Below are 15,992 nucleotides of genomic sequence, written 5' to 3' on the forward strand. Positions count from 1 at the left end.
CGGCAGCGCGGCAGCGCGGCAATGCAAGGTAAGGCAATGCGCACCACCATCCACCATCGCATACCACGCATCTACTGCGCACTCGACCAGCCGATCAACCACGCAATGCCGCGGCATGGTGTGCGATGTGTTCGCCGATAAAGCTGGCGATGAAGTAGTAGCTATGGTCGTAACCGGGCTGCAGCCGCACCGTGACCGGATAATCGGCGGCCTTGGCAGCCTGTTCAAACAGCGACGTCTTCAGCTGGCTTTCCAAAAATTCGTCGCCATCGCCCTGATCGATCAACAGCGGCAGGCGTTCCTGCGCCTGTGCGATCAACGCAGTGGCGTCGTACGCTTGCCACGCTGCACGGTCCGCCCCCAGGTACTGGCCGAACGCCTTCTCGCCCCACGGCACCTGGCTGGGCGCCACGATCGGCGAGAATGCCGACACGCTGCGATAGCGGCCCGGATTCTTCAACGCGATGGTCAAGGCGCCGTGGCCGCCCATCGAGTGGCCGCTGATCGCGCGCGCGCCGGTGGTGGCGAACTGCGCTTCGATCAACGCCGGCAATTCGTTCACCACATAGTCGTACATGCGGTAGTGCGCTGCCCACGGCTGCTCGGTGGCATCCACATAGAAGCCGGCGCCCTTGCCGATGTCGTAGCCATCCGCGTCGGCCACATCGTCGCCACGCGGGCTGGTGTCGGGGGCGACGAGGATCACGCCATGCTCGGCCGCATACCGCTGCGCGCCGGCCTTGTTGATGAAGTTCTGCTCGGTGCAGGTCAGCCCGCTCAGCCAGTACAGCACCGGTAACGGACCATCGGCGGCCTGCGGGGGCAGATAGACGCCGACCTGCATGCTGCAGTTCAAGCTCTGCGACTGATGCCGGTAGACGTCTTGCCAGCCGCCGAAGCAGGCATGGTGTTCGATACGTTCCATGAGATTCCTTCGATAAAAAACCCGCGGCCGGCACGAGCGCCGGCCGCGGGGTTGGACGGTCAGTGCAGCAAACCTTTCTTGCGTGCCACATTGGCGGCCAGCGCATCCATCAATCCCGGCGACAGGCAGTCGTACGGGGTCAGCCCGAGCTCGTTGAGACGCGCACGCACGCCGTCCATGTCCGCCGGCGGCGTGCCGGTTTCGATGATGGAGGACACGAACGCCGCAAAGCCCGGCGGCGACCAGCCTGACTGCTGCGACAACTCGGTATGGATGAAGTCCAGACCGTAAAACGCGTGCCCCTTGTCTTCGATGCGACCGAACATATGCACACCGCAGCCGGTGCACGCATGCCGCTGGATCGCCGCGCTTTCGTCGACGACCTTGAGCTTTTCCGCATGCGCGGTCACCGTGACCTTGTCGCGCGGCGCCACCGCAATCACCGAAAAGGTCGCGCCTTCCGGCTTCCAGCATTTACTGCAGCCGCAGGCGTGGTTGTGCGCGGTCTGCGCAGCCACGTCCACGGTCACCTTGTCGCTGGCGCAGTGGCATTCAAGGGTTCCGCCCTGAAAGCTCTCCGCACCGCCACGCGCTATACCACTGTCTACCGAAGGATGAATCGAGACGCTGGTCATCATGCCCCTCCCGGAGTATCGGGTACCACGTGCGCGGAAGCGGCCGCGCGCCGCTCCTGGCCGTACGGTCAGAAATGGATCACGGTGCGGATCGACTTGCCTTCGTGCATCAGGTGGAAGGCCTCGTTGATCTCTTCCAGCGGCATGGTGTGGGTGATGAACGGATCGAGATCGATCTCGCCGTTCATCGATTGCTCCACCATGCCCGGCAACTGGGTCCGTCCCTTGACGCCGCCGAAGGCCGACCCGCGCCATACGCGGCCGGTCACCAGCTGGAACGGACGGGTGCTGATTTCCTGGCCGGCGCCGGCCACGCCGATGATGACGCTCTCGCCCCAGCCCTTGTGGCAACACTCCAGCGCCGAACGCATCACGTTGACGTTGCCGATGCACTCGAAGCTGAAGTCCACGCCGCCATCGGTCAGCTCGACGATGACCTCCTGGATCGGCTTGTCGTAGTCCTTGGGGTTGATGCAATCGGTGGCGCCCATGCTGCGCGCCAGATCGAACTTGCCCGGGTTGGTGTCGATGGCCAGGATGCGCCCGGCCTTGGCCTGCACCGCGCCCTGGATCACCGCCAGCCCGATGCCGCCCAGGCCGAACACCGCCACGCTTTCGCCCGGCTTGACCTTGGCGGTGTTGTGCACCGCGCCGATGCCGGTGGTGACGCCGCAACCGAGCAGGCAGACCTTTTCCAGCGGCGCTTCCGGGTTCACCACCGCCAGCGAGATCTCCGGCACCACGGTGTACTCGCTGAAGGTGCTGCAGCCCATGTAGTGGTAGATCGGCTCGCCGTTGTAGGAGAAGCGCGTGGTGCCGTCGGGCATCAGGCCCTTGCCCTGGGTGGCGCGCACGGCCTGGCACAGGTTGGTCTTGCCCGACAGACAGAACTTGCACTTGCGGCATTCGGCGGTGTACAGCGGGATCACGTGGTCGCCGACCTTGACGCTGGTCACGCCCTCGCCGACCTGCTCGACGATGCCGCCGCCCTCGTGGCCCAGCACGGACGGGAAGATGCCTTCCGGGTCGTCGCCGGACAGCGTGAACGCGTCGGTGTGGCACACACCGGTGTGGGTGATGCGGACCAGCACTTCGCCGGCCTGTGGCGGTGCGACGTCGATCTCGACGATTTCCAGCGGCTTGCCGGGTCCGAATGCAACTGCTGCACGGGATTTCATGTGGTGGCGCTCCTGACGATGGGGTTCAAGGACGGGCACGGCAGGCGCCGGCCCGGTGGGAGTTCATTTGAGATAGGACCGGACCAGCCCGAGCAGCTCCTGCACCCGCTCGGCGCGCTGCGCGTCGGAAGCGGCGGCGTGGCCGAAGTCCTCGCGGATATGCGCTTCGAGCACCTGCGACATCAGCCCATTGACGGCACCCCGGATTGCGGCGATCTGCTGCAGCACAGGCGCACAGTCTGCGCCCGCCTCCAGCGCGCGCTCAAGCGCGTCGCATTGCCCGCGCAGACGTCGCACGCGTGCTAGCGCCCGCTTTTTTTCCTGCGGCGAATGCGGCATGACGGCTCCGGCCAGATACTGGGGGGCAGTATATGGATTCGCCCGAAAAAATCCATGCCCATGAGCATGTCGGCGCAAGGAGGCTGCTGACGGTTGTGGCCTGGATCGGAGTCCAGCTGCGACACCACCACGCCAGCCATGGCGTTGAAGGTCCATCCAGGCGTCCGCAGCTCCTCGCCCCTTGCTGCTGCATGGCGGCAGATTCGGCCCGCCGGCCGCCTCCGTCGCACTGCAGCACGCCATTGGCGGGCGTTTGCAGGCGCAACACGCGCCCGTCAGCTGTCGTCGCTGTCCAGACGCATGCTCTGCGATACCGGCAGCTCGATGGTGCAGCGCACGCCGTCCGGCCCCAGCGCGTAAGTCGTCTCGGCCTGCAGTTGGTACGGCAACGCACGTTCGATCAGCTCGCGCCCATAGCCGGAGCCCTGCGCCGCTTCGCCAGGCGCCGGCATATGCACACCGGTCTCGCTCCACTCGATATGCAGGCGGGTGCCCTTGGCGGTACCCAGCAGGCGCCAGCGCACCCGCAACTGGCCGCCGGCCTGTGCAAGCGCGCCGTACTTGTTGGCATTGGTCGCCAGCTCATGCAGGGCCAGCGCAAAGGTCTGCACGGTGCTGGAGCGCAGACGCACGCCGGCGGGGCCGTCCAGTGTCACGCGGTCGCCTTGGCCTTGCGCATCGATCGCGCCCATGGCCGACAGCTCGACCTGGATCAATTCATCGAACAGAAGGCGATCGCCCTCGTTCAGGCGCGACAGCAGGCCCTGCACGCGCGCCAGGGCATCCAGGCGATCGTTGTAGATCAGCGCCAGCTCGGCGATGGTCTTGCTGCTGCGCTGCGTGCGATTGAAGACCACACGCACCACACCCATCAGATTACGCGTGCGGTGCTGCAACTCGGCCAGCAACACCTGCTGGCGATCTTCCCACTGCCGTCGTCGGGTCACGTCCTGGCCGATCTTGAGATAGCCCAGCGGCTCGGCGCTGCCATTGCGCAGCGGCCGCGTTGCGCCTTCGATGAAGACGTGCCGGCCATCCTTGCACCGATGCCAGCGCACATTCGGCGCGCCGCCTGTGTAATGCGCCTGCTCGATCTCGCGCTGCGGCACGCCGGTCAGGCGATCTTCGGCAACGAAGGTCATCGCGATGTGTTGGCCGATCGCCTCTTCCGCGGTCCAGCCGAACACCGCCTCCGCACCCGGCGGCCAGGTCTGGATGTGTCCGCGCGTATCGGTGGTAAAGATTGCGTAGTCGAGCGCGCTCTCCAGGATCACCCGGTAGCGCTCCTCGCTTTCGAGCAGCGCGCCCTGTGCACGCGCACGCTCCAGCGCCGCCCCGGTGCGCTCGGCTGTTTCCTCTGCCAGACGGATCTCGGCGGCATTCCAGTTGCGTGCGCTGCGTTGATTGACCACGAAGGTCGCCACCACCTGGCCGCCCCTGATCAGCGGCACTACGATCAGCGCAGCGATCTGGTTGCCCAGATAGGCCGCGCGCTGATCGTCGGGCAATGCGCGATCGGTGGCGGCATCGCGCACCACCCAGGTCTGCGCGTCGAGCAGCCAGGGCATCGGCCAGTCGGTCAACGCGAAACGACGTGCATGACTGGTTTCATCAGGCTGATGCCAGTCGCGCTCGACCACGTACTGCTGCGCCCTGGCATCCACCTCGACGTAGTAGGCGCGGCCGGCGGCCAGATGCTCGCCCAGCACGCGCGCGGCCTCGCCCTGGATCGCAGCCGGATCGGACAGCGGCCGCAGCGCGTCGGAGAGTTTCAACAGGAAGGCATTGCGGTCCTGCACCTCGCGCAGCGCCGCTTCGGTGAGCTTGCGGTCGGTGATGTCGAGCACGAACTCGAAGCCGGTGCCGTCGGGCAAGCGCTTGGACGCAAACAGGGCCCAGCGCCGGGTTCCGTCCTTGCACAGGTATTGGCGCTCATACGGTGTGGCACTGCCCTTGGTCCTGAGTTCCTCGAACGCCCGCTCGCACAGGTCCCTGGCTTCGGGTGGGGTCAGCGCCTGCCAGGAGAGCGTGCCCGCTTCCACGTCGGCACGGCTGTAGCCGCTCATTTTCAGGAAGGTGTCGTTGGCATCGGTGAGGCGGCCGCCCATGTCGAAGTAGGTCGCACCGACGGTTTCGATCGTCAATGCGGTGCGGAAGCGTTCTTCGCTGGCACGCAGCCGCGCGTCGGCGCGTTTCTTGTCGGAGATGTCGCGGAAGTACACCGACATGCCGCCATCGTTGGTGGGATAGATGCTGATATCCACCCAGTACCCCAACGCCGGCGACAAGGCTTCCAGTCTGACCACCTGGCGTGTCTGTGCCGCGCGCACATGCGCCTGATACGGAAGCGACCCGATCGAGTCGGGAAACTGCTCCCACAGCAGGTTTCCCAGCAGTTGGTCGCGCGAACGCCCCCACAGCAGCTCGGCTTTCTGGTTGATGTAGGTGAAGCGCCCCTGCGCGTCGACGCCATAGAAGGCGTCGGAAATACTTTCGAGGATGTCGCGATTGCGCTCGGCAAGCGCGCCCACTTCCGTCTGCACCTGGCGCTGCACCGTGACGTCCTGCACCACCGCAACGCCACCGGTCACACCATCCTCTTCGCGCAGCGCCACCGCGGTGATGCGCAACCAGCGCTGCGCAGTGTCACGGGGATCGAGGAAATCCACCGGCATGGTCGCATCTTCGCCACGCAGCGCACGGGCGCAGGGAAATTCCTCGATCGCAACCGCCCGCCCCTGCTGGTCGACCCCGGCCCACGGTTGCTCCTGCAATGACTCGCGCGAGGGCACCCGCTCTGCCAGCTGCTCACGCAGTTGTGGATTACGGTAGGTGAAGCGGCCTTGCGTATCGAACAGGCCGATTCCGATCGGAACCTGATCGAGCACATAGGTCAGCCGCGCCTCGCTTTCGCGTAGATGTTCCTCGGCCTGCTTGCGCGCGGTAACGTCGGCGCCGGCACCGAACCACTCGGTGATGCGCCCGTCCGCATCCAGTGCCGGTACCGCCTTGGTCGCCATCCACGCAATGCTGCCATCGGCGCGTCGCACCCGGTGCTCGAACACGATCGCGCTGCGCGCGCGGATCCCTGCATCGATCCTGCTCCGCACCAGCGCCTGATCCTCTGCAGGGATGTAATCCATGATCCAGGAACGGCTGGTCGCCATCGCATCGGCAGTGCGTGCGCCGGCGGTCAGCTGGTGCATCTCGTCCCAGTCGGCGCTCATGCGGTAATGCACCTCGGAACTTGCCGCCGACAGCGCGGCCAGCCGCGACTCGCTCATGCGCAAGGCCAGCTCGCCGCGATGGCGCTCGATGTAGTCGGCAGCCGTCCATGCGAGCAGTTCGAGCAATCTGAGTTCGTGCTCCGCAGGCCGATACGGCACCGTGAACTGGGTCCCGAGCAATCCCAGCAGGCCACCGGCACGATTGAACAACGGAGTGAACTGGGCAGCACGGATGCCGCTGCACAGCGCGGCCTCATAATCGGGCGTTCCCTTCAACGGGGTGAAGGTTTCGATGTCCTCGATCACCAACTGCCGACGTTCGCGCCGCACGGTGTCGCAGGTCGCCTGGAAGCCGTCCTTCAGGAACTGCTGGACGAATGCGCTGCGTTCGTCATGTCCGCGATAGACACGCAGCTCCATCTCGCTGTTGTGTGCACTGACCAGTTGCACGCAGCCGCAGTCGGTACGCGCGAAGGCACAGGCAAGCGGGTGATCTCCTGCAGCGCGATGCGCGCATCGGCCTGTGCCGCCAGGCTGACCTGCAGGGCATGCAGGCGACGCATGCCGGAAAGCTCGTCCCGCAGCGCCGCGTTGTCCTGCATGGTGTCGTCGGGCACGGCACTCATCGTGGCCGGCTCTTGCCTGCGCGCATCGTCGTCGATCATTCGTACCGGGTGAGCCCACACAGTGCGCAATCGATGGCGAAGAGCTTGTCAGTAGCGTGCTCGACACTGCAGAGTGTCGTCGAGTGCCTGGCATACGGATAGGACCCGGCTGAAGCATCACGGAGGAAAATCGCTTCAGTCGGCCTCGCGACTGCTTGGCGATTGTCAGAGGATCCAGGTAGAGGCCGCCAAGCGCGGCCAGTGTCCGCTTCGTCCGGATCCCGCAATGCATCGTGCAGGGCGACCGCCGCTCCTGCGCAACTCACTCCAGCTGCAGCGTCGCCGCCAGCAGCTAGAACCGACGGGCGGCGTGATCAGCACGATCAGCCATGCCGCGGCAGTGGCGCGAAACCTTCGGCCTCCAGGCATTGCGACAGCGCGGGCGGAGGCGGGCCAAGGGGCGACGCGTCAGGCGCAGGCAACGCGATGCCTTGCGCGGTGGCACAGGCCTGCAACGCGGCGTCGAAGTCGGGATCGTGGGGTGGCGGACCATGTGGTTCGCCAGGCCCGTGCGGGCGATCTGGCGCCGGGCCGTCGCGCCAGGGCCCGCCGGGCAACGGCATTGGCCGCCGCACGCCGTTGCTGGCCAGACAGCGCTCAAACGCACTGCGGTCCATGCCCTGCGTGGGCGCATCGGGATGCGGCGTGGCCGCAACTGGCGGGGGCAAGGCCACTCCCTGCTCTTGAGCACAGGCCTGCATCGCGGCCAGATCGCTCGCACTCGGTGGCGGTGGTGGTGGCGGACCACGCTGTGCCTGTGGTGGCGCGGGCGGCGGCGGTGGCCCGCCGGAAGGTGCGCCGCAGAAACTGGCGCAGCCGCCCAGGCCGATCACTGCGAGCACTGCACTGATGGCAACGGCTGTGGAACGTGTCTGGACCATCGTCAATCTCCCTGGCTGGATGGCGCATGCGCTTACCGCACGCACATGGCAATGGCGGGCTGTACCCGCTTGGTCAGGGAGAGCGTTGCATCGCGATATGTCGTGCATTTGCCGCTGCGCGCCGATCGCTGGCGTGCGCCGTCATGCAGCGTGCAAGACCTGGGACCACGCCAGCACCGTGCTGCATCCAACACGCAGGGCTTTGTCAGAGCGGTGACCCGGCCAAGCCAGGGGCTAACGCATCAATTTTCGACGACCGCCTGGGCCACGTCCGTGGTGACCTCCGCCGCATCTGCCGGCAACGACGCCAACACCGCATTGCGGAAGCGCGCGGCGAACGCGGCATCGTTGGCCTGGTAGAACGCCCGCGCGTTGGCAGACAGCTGATCCAGCTGCGCCTGCGACAAGGCCAGCGCGGTTTCCACCGCCTGCGCAATGCCCGCCGCGTCCACGAAGTAGTACGACGCCAGACGCCGCTGGTGCACCTCGGCCACCGGAATCAGCACGCCGTGCTCGGGCCTGACCAGTTCGTTCATCGGCTCACCGTCGGTGGCCAGCGTCACCGCGCCCACGCTCAGCGCTTCCATCAGGTAATGCCCGAAGCCTTCGGCCTCGGATGGGCACAGATGGAACAGGTGCGCGTTCTGCAGGCGGCGCAGTTCGGCGTCGTCGAGATAACGGACGCGGTGGTCGATGTTCGGCGACACCACCGGCTTGCCGGCCGTGCGCGGATTCTGCACCACCGTCAGCAGCGGCCATTCCGGATGCCGCTGCCAGGTCTCCAGCAGCACACGGGTGCCCTTGGCGGTGCTGCGCCCGGCCAGATGGAAGAACGCACGCTGACGCACGACCTGTGCGTCGTAGCGATCCGGGCTGGTGAAGCCGATGAACCGCGTGGTGCAGCCCAGACTGCGGAAAATCCGCTCCGCGTGATGGGTCTTGCACAACACCGCGTCGAACTGCGGCAGCCGCGGCAGCCACTTGGGCAGCAACCATTCCGGATTGGGCACCAGCAGGTTGGTCTGGCCCAGCGGCAGGCAGCGCGCATACACGCGCTCGGAAAAGATCTGCACCGGCACCCGCCCGAACAGCGCGCGACTGGCCCACAGACGGGCTTCGCGTGCGGTGTCGTGCAGCCGCTGACTGGTGAAGCCCACTTCCTGCACCGGTATGCCGCCGGCACGCAGCGTCTGCGCCATCAGCACCATGTCCCGGGTCAGGCCCACGCCGTTGTCGCGGCTGATCACCCGCATCATCGGAAACGCCTTGTCATGCGTACACTCGCCATTGCTGCGGCACAGTGTCGATGGCCCGGTTTCCTGCGCGATGTCCCGTTCTGTCATGTTGCGTCACACGTGTGCCAAAGGTTGACAAATTCAATCATTATGATGCGTGCTCCAGCCCTGCAACTGCGAGCACCATGTACCCGGTCGCCACCACCCTGCGCGGGCCAAGCTCCGCGCCACCGACGATGATCTCCATGGACATGCAACAACCCTGCGTTCTTGTGGTCGACGACGACCCGGACCTGCGCAAGCTGATCGGCGAGTTCCTCAGCGCCCACGGCTACCAGGTGGACGTTGCCGAAAACGTGGCGGAGATGCGCAAGAGCATCGCCCAGCGCCGCCCGGACCTCATCGTACTCGACGTGATGATGCCTGGAGAAGACGGCCTGAGCGCGGCGCGGGCGCTGGCCAGCGAGCGCGGTTCACCTGCGGTCATCATGCTCAGCGCGCTGGGCAACGACACCGACCGCATCATCGGCCTGGAAGTGGGCGCCGACGATTACCTGGCCAAACCCTGCAATCCGCGCGAACTGCTGGCGCGGGTACGCGCCCTGCTGCGCCGCAGCCAGGCCAGCAGCGAGCAGGCCGACCACCGTGGCAATGTCTACGAGTTCGCCGGTTGGCGGCTGGACGTGGTGCGGCGCGACCTGCGTGACCCCACCGGCATCTTCATCAACCTGTCCGACGGTGAGTTCGCGCTGCTGCGTACCTTCGTCGAGCATCCGCAGCGGGTGCTCAGCCGCGACCAGTTGCTGGACTACGCCCGTGGCCGCGATACCGACGTCTATGACCGCGCCATCGACAGCCAGATCAGCCGCCTGCGCCGCAAGATCAACGAGCGCGTGCATACCGAGTTGATCCGCACCGTGCGCAACGAGGGCTACATGCTGCTGCCGGGCGTTTCGCGTCTGTGAGCAAACCGGCACGTCGCGGGCTGTCGATCTTTGCCCGTACCTTCGTGCTGCTGGCGGTGGCACTGCTCACCGCCCAGGTCATCGGCATCGCCCTGCTGGTGATGCGCACCCCGGTCTACGAGCCGCCGGTGCATCCGCCGGAGGTGGTGGCGCTGCTGTCCACGCGCATGCCGGCCGGCACCCAGACCCTGACGGTGCACGAATCGGCCCAGGCCCCGCTGCCGCCGGCAGGCCAGGTGCGCGACGGGTTCGCCGAAATGCTGCTGGCCCATTGGCTGGATGTCCCCGAGCAGCGCGTGCGCTTCTACCGCAGCGCCGACGATCGTCAGGGCCCGCGCATCGGCATGTCCCCACCGCCGCGCATGCCCGGCCAATCGCAGGCATTCGGGGCCGATGATGGCGATGCCAGTTACGCCGGCAATCGCCACGAGGCCTTGCAGCGCTCGCCGCCGGCGCCAGGCGACTGGCCGCACGAGCGCCCCCCCGGTGCCCCGCCGTTCGGCAATGGACTGCGTCCGGACGACAGCCCCGGCGCCTGGGAAAGCGAGCGCCTGACCCCGGGCGTGCCCTTGCTGGACGGCTTCACCGCCGCGCTGCAACAGCCCGATGGCCGCTGGCGCACGGTCGAATCGCCACCGCGGCGGCTGTCGGCCGAGTTCAAGACCCATGTGGTGCTGCTGTTCCTGGCCGGCCTGCTGGCCAACGTGCCGCTGGCGTGGTGGTTCTCGCGCGCGCTGTCGGCGCCGATCAAGCGCTTTGCCGAAGCCGCCGACCGGCTGGGCCGCAACCCGGATGCTGCCGCATTGCAACGCAGCGGCCCGCCGGAGATCGTGCGCGCGGCCGATTCGTTCAATGCGATGCAGGCCCGCCTGAACCGCCTGATCAACGAACGCACCCACATGGTGGCGGCGATCGCGCACGACCTGCGCACGCCGCTGGCGCGCCTGTCGTTCCGCCTGGACGGCCTGCAGCCGCCGTTGCGCGACAAGGCGCTGGCCGACATCGACGAGATGAAGGCGATGATTTCCGCCGCGCTGGACTTCATCCAGAACGATCGCCACCGCGGCAAGCGCGCGCCGCTGGACCTGCGCCTGCTGGTGGAAAGCGTGGTCGACAACGCCACCGACATCGGCGCCGATGCCGAACTGCTGCCCGGCCCGGCGATCACCCTGGATGGCGACCCGCTGGCCTTGCGGCGCGCAGTGATGAACCTGCTGGAGAACGCGCTGAAATACGGCAAGCGCGCGCGCCTGCAACTGCAGCGCGACGGCGAAGAGGGCGTGCTGTGGATCGACGACGACGGCCCCGGCATCGACCCGACCCAGCGCGAACAGCTGCTGTTGCCGTTCGTGCGTGGCGAGTCCTCGCGCAATCGCGACACCGGCGGCATCGGGCTGGGTTTGTCGGTGGCGCACAGCATCGTGCTGGCGCATGGCGGCGACCTGCGCCTGGACAACCGTGCAACAGGTGGCGGCCTGCGGGTGACGGTGCGCCTGCCGTGCATGCCGGAGCGGCGCTAGGGCCGGGTTGGAGTACGTTCTCTCGCCCGCAAGCTCGGGGGTGCAGACCGGCGCGTATCCGGGAATTCACGCCTGCACACGACGATCCGCGCGATCGATCAGCCGCGCGCGACCACTGCTGCGATCAGCAAGCGCTCAATACGCAAACTCGCGGAACACGCGATCGATGTCGCCATTCCATGCACCGTGATACAGCGCCAGCTTGCGCTCGGCGGCGGTAACACCGCTCTCGGCGATCTCGGCGATCACATCCACAAAGCCGGTTTCGTCCTGACCATCGGCATTCAGGCGCGCACGCCGACGCAGGCCCTCGCGGGCGATCTTGACCGCTTCCACCGCTAGGTCGCGCACCGTGCCATTGCGGAACGGCAGGCCGAGCGCATGCTTGGGCACGCCGTCGCGCAGCGCGTGGCGCTCGGTGGTGCTGAAATCCTTGACCAGATCCCAGGCCGCATCCAGCGCGGTGTCGTCGTACAGCAACCCCACCCAGAACGCCGACAGCGCGCACAGGCGGTCCCACGGGCCGGCGTCGGCGCCGCGCATTTCCAGGTACTTCTTGAGGCGCACTTCCGGGAATGCGGTGGTCATGTGGTCCGACCAGTCGCGCAGCGTCGGCAACGCACCCGGCAATGCCGGCAACTTGCCCTGCATGAAGTCGCGGAAGCTCTGCCCACTGGCATCGACATAGACACCGTCGCGGTAGGAGAAATACATCGGCACATCGAGCAGGTAATCGACATAGCGCTCGTAGCCGAAGCCGTCCTCGAACACGAAGTCCAGCATGCCGGTGCGGTCGGCGTCGGTATCGGTCCAGATGTGCGAGCGGTAGCTCAGGTAGCCGTTCGGCTTGCCTTCGGTGAACGGCGAATCGGCGAACAACGCGGTGGCGATCGGCTGCAACGCCAGCGACACGCGGAACTTCTTCACCATGTCCGCTTCGGTGGCGTAATCCAGGTTGACCTGCACCGTGCAGGTGCGGGTCATCATGTCCAGGCCGAGCGAGCCGACCTTGGGCATGTAGTTCTTCATGATCTGGTAGCGGCCCTTGGGCATCCACGGCATTTCATCGCGGCGCCACTTGGGCTGGAAGCCCATGCCCAGGAACCCCAGCTGCAACTCACCGGCCACCTGCGCCACTTCGTCCAGATGGGTGCCGGTTTCCACGCAGGTGTGATGCAGGGTTTCCACCGCCGCACCCGACAGTTCCAGCTGGCCGGCCGGCTCCAGCGTCACCGAGGCGCCGTCGCGCAGCAGCGCGATGGTGTGGCCATTTTCCTGCACCGGCTCCCAGCCGAAGCGGGTCAACCCGGTCAGCAGCGCCTGGATGCCGCGCTCGCCTTCGAACGTGGGCGCGCGCAGGTCGTCGAGCTGGAAGCCGAACTTTTCGTGCTCGGTGCCGATCCGCCAGTCAGCGCTGGGCTTCTCGCCGGAGGCCAGCACCTGGACCAGCTCCGCGCGTTCGGTGATCGGCGTTTCGGCAACGTGGCTGGGACTCGACAAGGGCAGGCTCGCAGGAAAATTTAGGGGAACGATGTGGGGGTCCTCCCCTGCCACCGCAAGGCCCGCACTATAACCGCAGGGCATGGAAAGAATTGCTGCCATCGGCCGGGTCTGAGATTTCCATCCATGCGCACGGCGTGGCCGCGGTAGCCGAGGCCGGGCGTGACGGAGGCGCAGTGGGTCGCAACCGTCCAGGCTGAAACTGGACACCCGCAACTTCCCGCAGGCGCGGATGCACGGCGTTTGATCGTCCGCAGCCGCGCAGCCGCGATCCTGTAGCATCGCCCGGCCATGACCGTTGCGCCCACACCCACCGACGCCCTGCTCGCGCAGATGGCCAGCCTGCTGCACTGCGAGCGCGCCGAGGGGTTTGCCTGCGTGAGTGCGCGGCGCGAACACGGGGCGCGCTCGGTAGATCTGACCCAGGCGCAGTTCGCAATTGTGTTGCAGGGCCGCAAGCAGGTGCGCAGCGCGACCCAATCGCTGCAGTTCGTGCCGGGCGACCTGTTCCTGGTGACGCGCCGTTGCCGGATCGATGTGATCAACACGCCCGACCCGCAGACCGGGCTCTACCTGAGCGTGGTGGTCCCCCTCTGCGAAGAGGCGCTGGCCGCTGCACGCGCATTGTGGAACGAGCCGCTGCCCGAGGCCGGCGCCGACATCGCACAACTGCCGGCGATCGATTTCGCGCTGACGCTGCGGCAATGGCGCGATGCCCTGCAGCACGGACTGTATACCGAAGCACGCCTGGCGCTGGCCGCACTGGTCGTCACCCTCTGCCGCCGCGGCCACGGCGGCCTGTTGTTGCCGCCGGCGCCAAGCGTTGCCGAGCAGGTGCGTACGCTGATCACCGCGCAACCGCAGCGGGCGTGGCGCTCGCGCGATATCGAAGACAGCCTGGGCATCAGCGGCGCCACCTTGCGCCGGCATCTGGCTGCCGAACACCGCTCGCTGCGCGAATTGATCACCGACGCGCGGCTGGCGCACGCCATGGCCTTGCTCTACAGCACGCGCTGGCCGCTCAAGACCGTGGCCGCGCGTGCCGGCTATCGCTCTACCCGCAGCTTCAGTCAGCGCTTCCAGCAGCGCTACGGGCTGGACCCGGCCAGCATCGGCAATAGCCGCTAGATCGCCGACGCGAGCGCTTCGCGCAGCGCAATGAGCGAATCGCGCAGGTCGCCGCCGCCAGCATGGCGACACCGCGGCGCTTGCCGCCTGTCCTGGAGTTGCCCATGTCTGTTTTTTCCGCCCTGCGTTCGCTGGCGCCGCTGTTGCTCGCCGCAAGCGCCACGCTGGCGCACGCCGCTGCGCCCGCATCCACCCACGCACAGGTCCCCGGCTTCTACCTGCAGCGCATCGGCACGCTGCGCGTCACCGCCTTGTTCGACGGCAGCGTGGCGTTGACGCGGCAACAGCTGTCCAACGTGGCCCCGGCAGAGCGCGACCGCCTGCTCGCGCAGGGCTACGTGCCCGAAGACGGCAAGGGGCTGCAGACGGCAGTCAACGCCTATCTGATCCAGGACGGCAGCCACCTCAGCCTGGTCGATACCGGCACCGCGCAGTGCCTGGGGCCCGGCCTGGGTCAGGTGCTGAGCAACCTGCGCGCCGCCGGTTACGACCCCGCCCAGATCGACGATGTGCTGCTCACCCACGCGCATCCGGACCACCTGTGCGGGCTGCTCGATGCGCAGGGCAGGCCGGCCTTTCCCAACGCCACGGTGTGGCTGTCCGAGGCCGACGCCGCGTACTGGCTGGACCCGGCCTCGGAGGCCGGTGCCGCGCCGACGCTGCAGTTCGCCTTCCCGCTGGCACGCGCAGCGGTGGCGCCGTATCAGGCCCAGGGTCGGCTGCGCCGCTTCCAGCCCGGCATCAGCGCATTGCCGGCCGGCATCAGCGCGCTGGACAGCCAGGGCCACACGCCCGGCCATGTCTCGTACCGCTTCGACGGTGGCACCGGCAACACGGTGCTGGTGTGGGGCGATGTGCTGCATTACCACGCGGTGCAGTTTGCCCGGCCGGACGCCTCGTTCGAGGCCGACAGCGACCGCAGCAAGGCGATCGCCTCACGGCGTCGTCTGCTGGCGCAGGCCGCCGACGGCCGCTGGTGGGTGGCCGGCGCGCATCTGCCGTTCCCGGGGCTGGGTCATGTGCGCCGCGAGGGCCAGGCGTTCGCCTGGGTGCCGACCGAATTCGGCGCGGTGCCGCAATGAAATCGGCGAGCCCTGGCTCGCCGTCCTGATGGTCTGAAGGCCAGGCGTCATGCGCCAGGCCCGGCCCGGCTCACTCCGCGGCAGGCGCCGCGACGTCCAGGCCCAGCCAGCCGCCGACGATGCCGCGCAACTCGTCCACGCCCTGGCGCGACTCGCCGGAATAGGTCTGCACGGTCACGCTGTCGCCAAAGCGCGAGGTCACTTCCTTCTTGACCTTCTGCAGCGTCTGCATCTGCTGGCCACGGCCGAGCTTGTCGGCCTTGGTCAGCAAACCGTGCGCGGGCAGGCCGCGCTCGGCCGCATAGCCGAGCATCTGCAGGTCGTAATCCTTGAGCGGATGGCGGATGTCCATCACCACCACCAGCCCGCGCAGGGCTTCGCGGGTGCGGAAATAGCGGTCGATGAAGGCCTGCCAGTGCGCCTGCAGGTCCTGCGGCACCTTGGCGTAGCCGTAACCGGGCAGATCCACCAGATAGCGCTCGGGCTGGATCTGGAAGAACACCAGCTGCTGAGTGCGGCCGGGGGTCTTGGACACGCGCGCCAGTGCGTTCTGGCGGGTCAGCGCGTTGAGCGCGCTGGATTTTCCGGCGTTGGAGCGGCCGGCAAAGGCGACCTCGTAGCCGCCATCGTCGGGCAATTGCCGGGCGTTATGGGCGGACAGGTGGTAGCGGGCTTGTTCGATAAGGAGCGACATCTCCCTAGGATCGCACGT

The 15,992-nt window shown here is 67.2% G+C and carries 13 protein-coding genes; 4 read left to right on the forward strand and 9 right to left on the reverse strand.

Features of this window, described 5'->3' with window-relative positions:
- Window positions 1-94: 94 nt before the first annotated feature.
- The 7 genes from fghA to DYQ94_RS07905 form a co-directional block, all read right to left on the reverse strand.
- Window positions 95-925, reverse strand: coding sequence for an S-formylglutathione hydrolase (fghA, locus tag DYQ94_RS07875; protein ID WP_160954913.1), 831 nt, complete (start codon window positions 923-925; stop codon window positions 95-97).
- Between the two features lie 59 nt (window positions 926-984).
- On the reverse strand, window positions 985-1,560 hold the full coding sequence (gene gfa / locus DYQ94_RS07880; protein WP_160954914.1) for an S-(hydroxymethyl)glutathione synthase: 576 nt from the start codon (window positions 1,558-1,560) through the stop codon (window positions 985-987).
- A gap of 68 nt (window positions 1,561-1,628) precedes the next feature.
- On the reverse strand, window positions 1,629-2,738 hold the full coding sequence (locus tag DYQ94_RS07885) for an S-(hydroxymethyl)glutathione dehydrogenase/class III alcohol dehydrogenase (protein WP_054591879.1): 1,110 nt from the start codon (window positions 2,736-2,738) through the stop codon (window positions 1,629-1,631).
- A 63-nt stretch (window positions 2,739-2,801) separates the two neighbouring features.
- Entirely contained in the window at window positions 2,802-3,077 is a 276-nt protein-coding gene (gene frmR, locus DYQ94_RS07890) for a formaldehyde-responsive transcriptional repressor FrmR (RefSeq protein WP_016902624.1), read from the reverse strand.
- 275 nt (window positions 3,078-3,352) lie between these two features.
- Window positions 3,353-6,724, reverse strand: a complete 3,372-nt coding sequence (locus DYQ94_RS07895; protein ID WP_237474935.1) for a PAS domain-containing sensor histidine kinase — start codon at window positions 6,722-6,724, stop codon at window positions 3,353-3,355.
- The gene (locus DYQ94_RS07900) at window positions 6,664-6,969 is read right to left on the reverse strand and encodes a hypothetical protein (protein ID WP_237474936.1); all 306 of its coding nucleotides are present in this window, start codon (window positions 6,967-6,969) and stop codon (window positions 6,664-6,666) included. The genes DYQ94_RS07895 and DYQ94_RS07900 overlap by 61 nt, the downstream gene beginning before the upstream one ends.
- 1,123 nt (window positions 6,970-8,092) lie before the next feature.
- The gene (locus tag DYQ94_RS07905) at window positions 8,093-9,193 is read right to left on the reverse strand and encodes a glycosyltransferase (RefSeq protein ID WP_126965286.1); all 1,101 of its coding nucleotides are present in this window, start codon (window positions 9,191-9,193) and stop codon (window positions 8,093-8,095) included.
- A gap of 137 nt (window positions 9,194-9,330) precedes the next feature.
- On the opposite strand from DYQ94_RS07905, the gene DYQ94_RS07910 reads away from it, so the two are divergent.
- Together DYQ94_RS07910 and DYQ94_RS07915 are read left to right on the forward strand one after the other, a co-directional pair.
- A complete protein-coding gene (locus DYQ94_RS07910) occupies window positions 9,331-10,050 on the forward strand; it encodes a response regulator (protein ID WP_087962308.1) in 720 nt (239 codons plus the stop codon).
- A complete protein-coding gene (locus DYQ94_RS07915) occupies window positions 10,047-11,570 on the forward strand; it encodes an ATP-binding protein (protein WP_104608531.1) in 1,524 nt (507 codons plus the stop codon). Before DYQ94_RS07910 ends, DYQ94_RS07915 begins: the two co-directional genes overlap by 4 nt.
- Window positions 11,571-11,705: 135 nt before the next feature.
- On the opposite strand, the gene DYQ94_RS07920 is transcribed toward DYQ94_RS07915, so the two are convergent.
- Window positions 11,706-13,070, reverse strand: coding sequence for a glutamate--cysteine ligase (locus DYQ94_RS07920; RefSeq protein ID WP_160954915.1), 1,365 nt, complete (start codon window positions 13,068-13,070; stop codon window positions 11,706-11,708).
- 291 nt (window positions 13,071-13,361) lie between these two features.
- On the opposite strand from DYQ94_RS07920, the gene DYQ94_RS07925 reads away from it, so the two are divergent.
- Both DYQ94_RS07925 and DYQ94_RS07930 read left to right on the forward strand, forming a co-directional pair.
- Window positions 13,362-14,198, forward strand: a complete 837-nt coding sequence (locus DYQ94_RS07925; protein ID WP_102254812.1) for a helix-turn-helix transcriptional regulator — start codon at window positions 13,362-13,364, stop codon at window positions 14,196-14,198.
- A 104-nt stretch (window positions 14,199-14,302) separates the two neighbouring features.
- The gene (locus DYQ94_RS07930; protein WP_160954916.1) at window positions 14,303-15,280 is read left to right on the forward strand and encodes an MBL fold metallo-hydrolase; all 978 of its coding nucleotides are present in this window, start codon (window positions 14,303-14,305) and stop codon (window positions 15,278-15,280) included.
- Between the two features lie 70 nt (window positions 15,281-15,350).
- Here the strand turns inward: DYQ94_RS07930 and yihA are convergent, their stop codons facing one another.
- Window positions 15,351-15,974, reverse strand: coding sequence for a ribosome biogenesis GTP-binding protein YihA/YsxC (gene yihA / locus DYQ94_RS07935; RefSeq protein WP_024939454.1), 624 nt, complete (start codon window positions 15,972-15,974; stop codon window positions 15,351-15,353).
- Window positions 15,975-15,992 lie beyond the last annotated feature (18 nt).

The organism is Xanthomonas sp. LMG 8993 (assembly GCF_009835065.2).
Classification (GTDB): domain Bacteria; phylum Pseudomonadota; class Gammaproteobacteria; order Xanthomonadales; family Xanthomonadaceae; genus Xanthomonas; species Xanthomonas arboricola.

Excerpts from the sequence above, each read along its gene's own strand:
- fghA (WP_160954913.1), bottom strand. The coding sequence starts at position 925 with ATGGAACGTATCGAACACCATGCCTGCTTCGGCGGCTGGCAAGACGTC.
- gfa (WP_160954914.1), bottom strand. The coding sequence starts at position 1,560 with ATGACCAGCGTCTCGATTCATCCTTCGGTAGACAGTGGTATAGCGCGT.
- DYQ94_RS07885 (WP_054591879.1), bottom strand. The coding sequence starts at position 2,738 with ATGAAATCCCGTGCAGCAGTTGCATTCGGACCCGGCAAGCCGCTGGAA.
- frmR (WP_016902624.1), bottom strand. The coding sequence starts at position 3,077 with ATGCCGCATTCGCCGCAGGAAAAAAAGCGGGCGCTAGCACGCGTGCGA.
- DYQ94_RS07895 (WP_237474935.1), bottom strand. The coding sequence starts at position 6,724 with ATGGAGCTGCGTGTCTATCGCGGACATGACGAACGCAGCGCATTCGTC.
- DYQ94_RS07900 (WP_237474936.1), bottom strand. The coding sequence starts at position 6,969 with ATGATCGACGACGATGCGCGCAGGCAAGAGCCGGCCACGATGAGTGCC.
- DYQ94_RS07905 (WP_126965286.1), bottom strand. The coding sequence starts at position 9,193 with ATGACAGAACGGGACATCGCGCAGGAAACCGGGCCATCGACACTGTGC.
- DYQ94_RS07910 (WP_087962308.1), top strand. The coding sequence starts at position 9,331 with ATGGACATGCAACAACCCTGCGTTCTTGTGGTCGACGACGACCCGGAC.
- DYQ94_RS07925 (WP_102254812.1), top strand. The coding sequence starts at position 13,362 with ATGACCGTTGCGCCCACACCCACCGACGCCCTGCTCGCGCAGATGGCC.
- DYQ94_RS07930 (WP_160954916.1), top strand. The coding sequence starts at position 14,303 with ATGTCTGTTTTTTCCGCCCTGCGTTCGCTGGCGCCGCTGTTGCTCGCC.
- yihA (WP_024939454.1), bottom strand. The coding sequence starts at position 15,974 with ATGTCGCTCCTTATCGAACAAGCCCGCTACCACCTGTCCGCCCATAAC.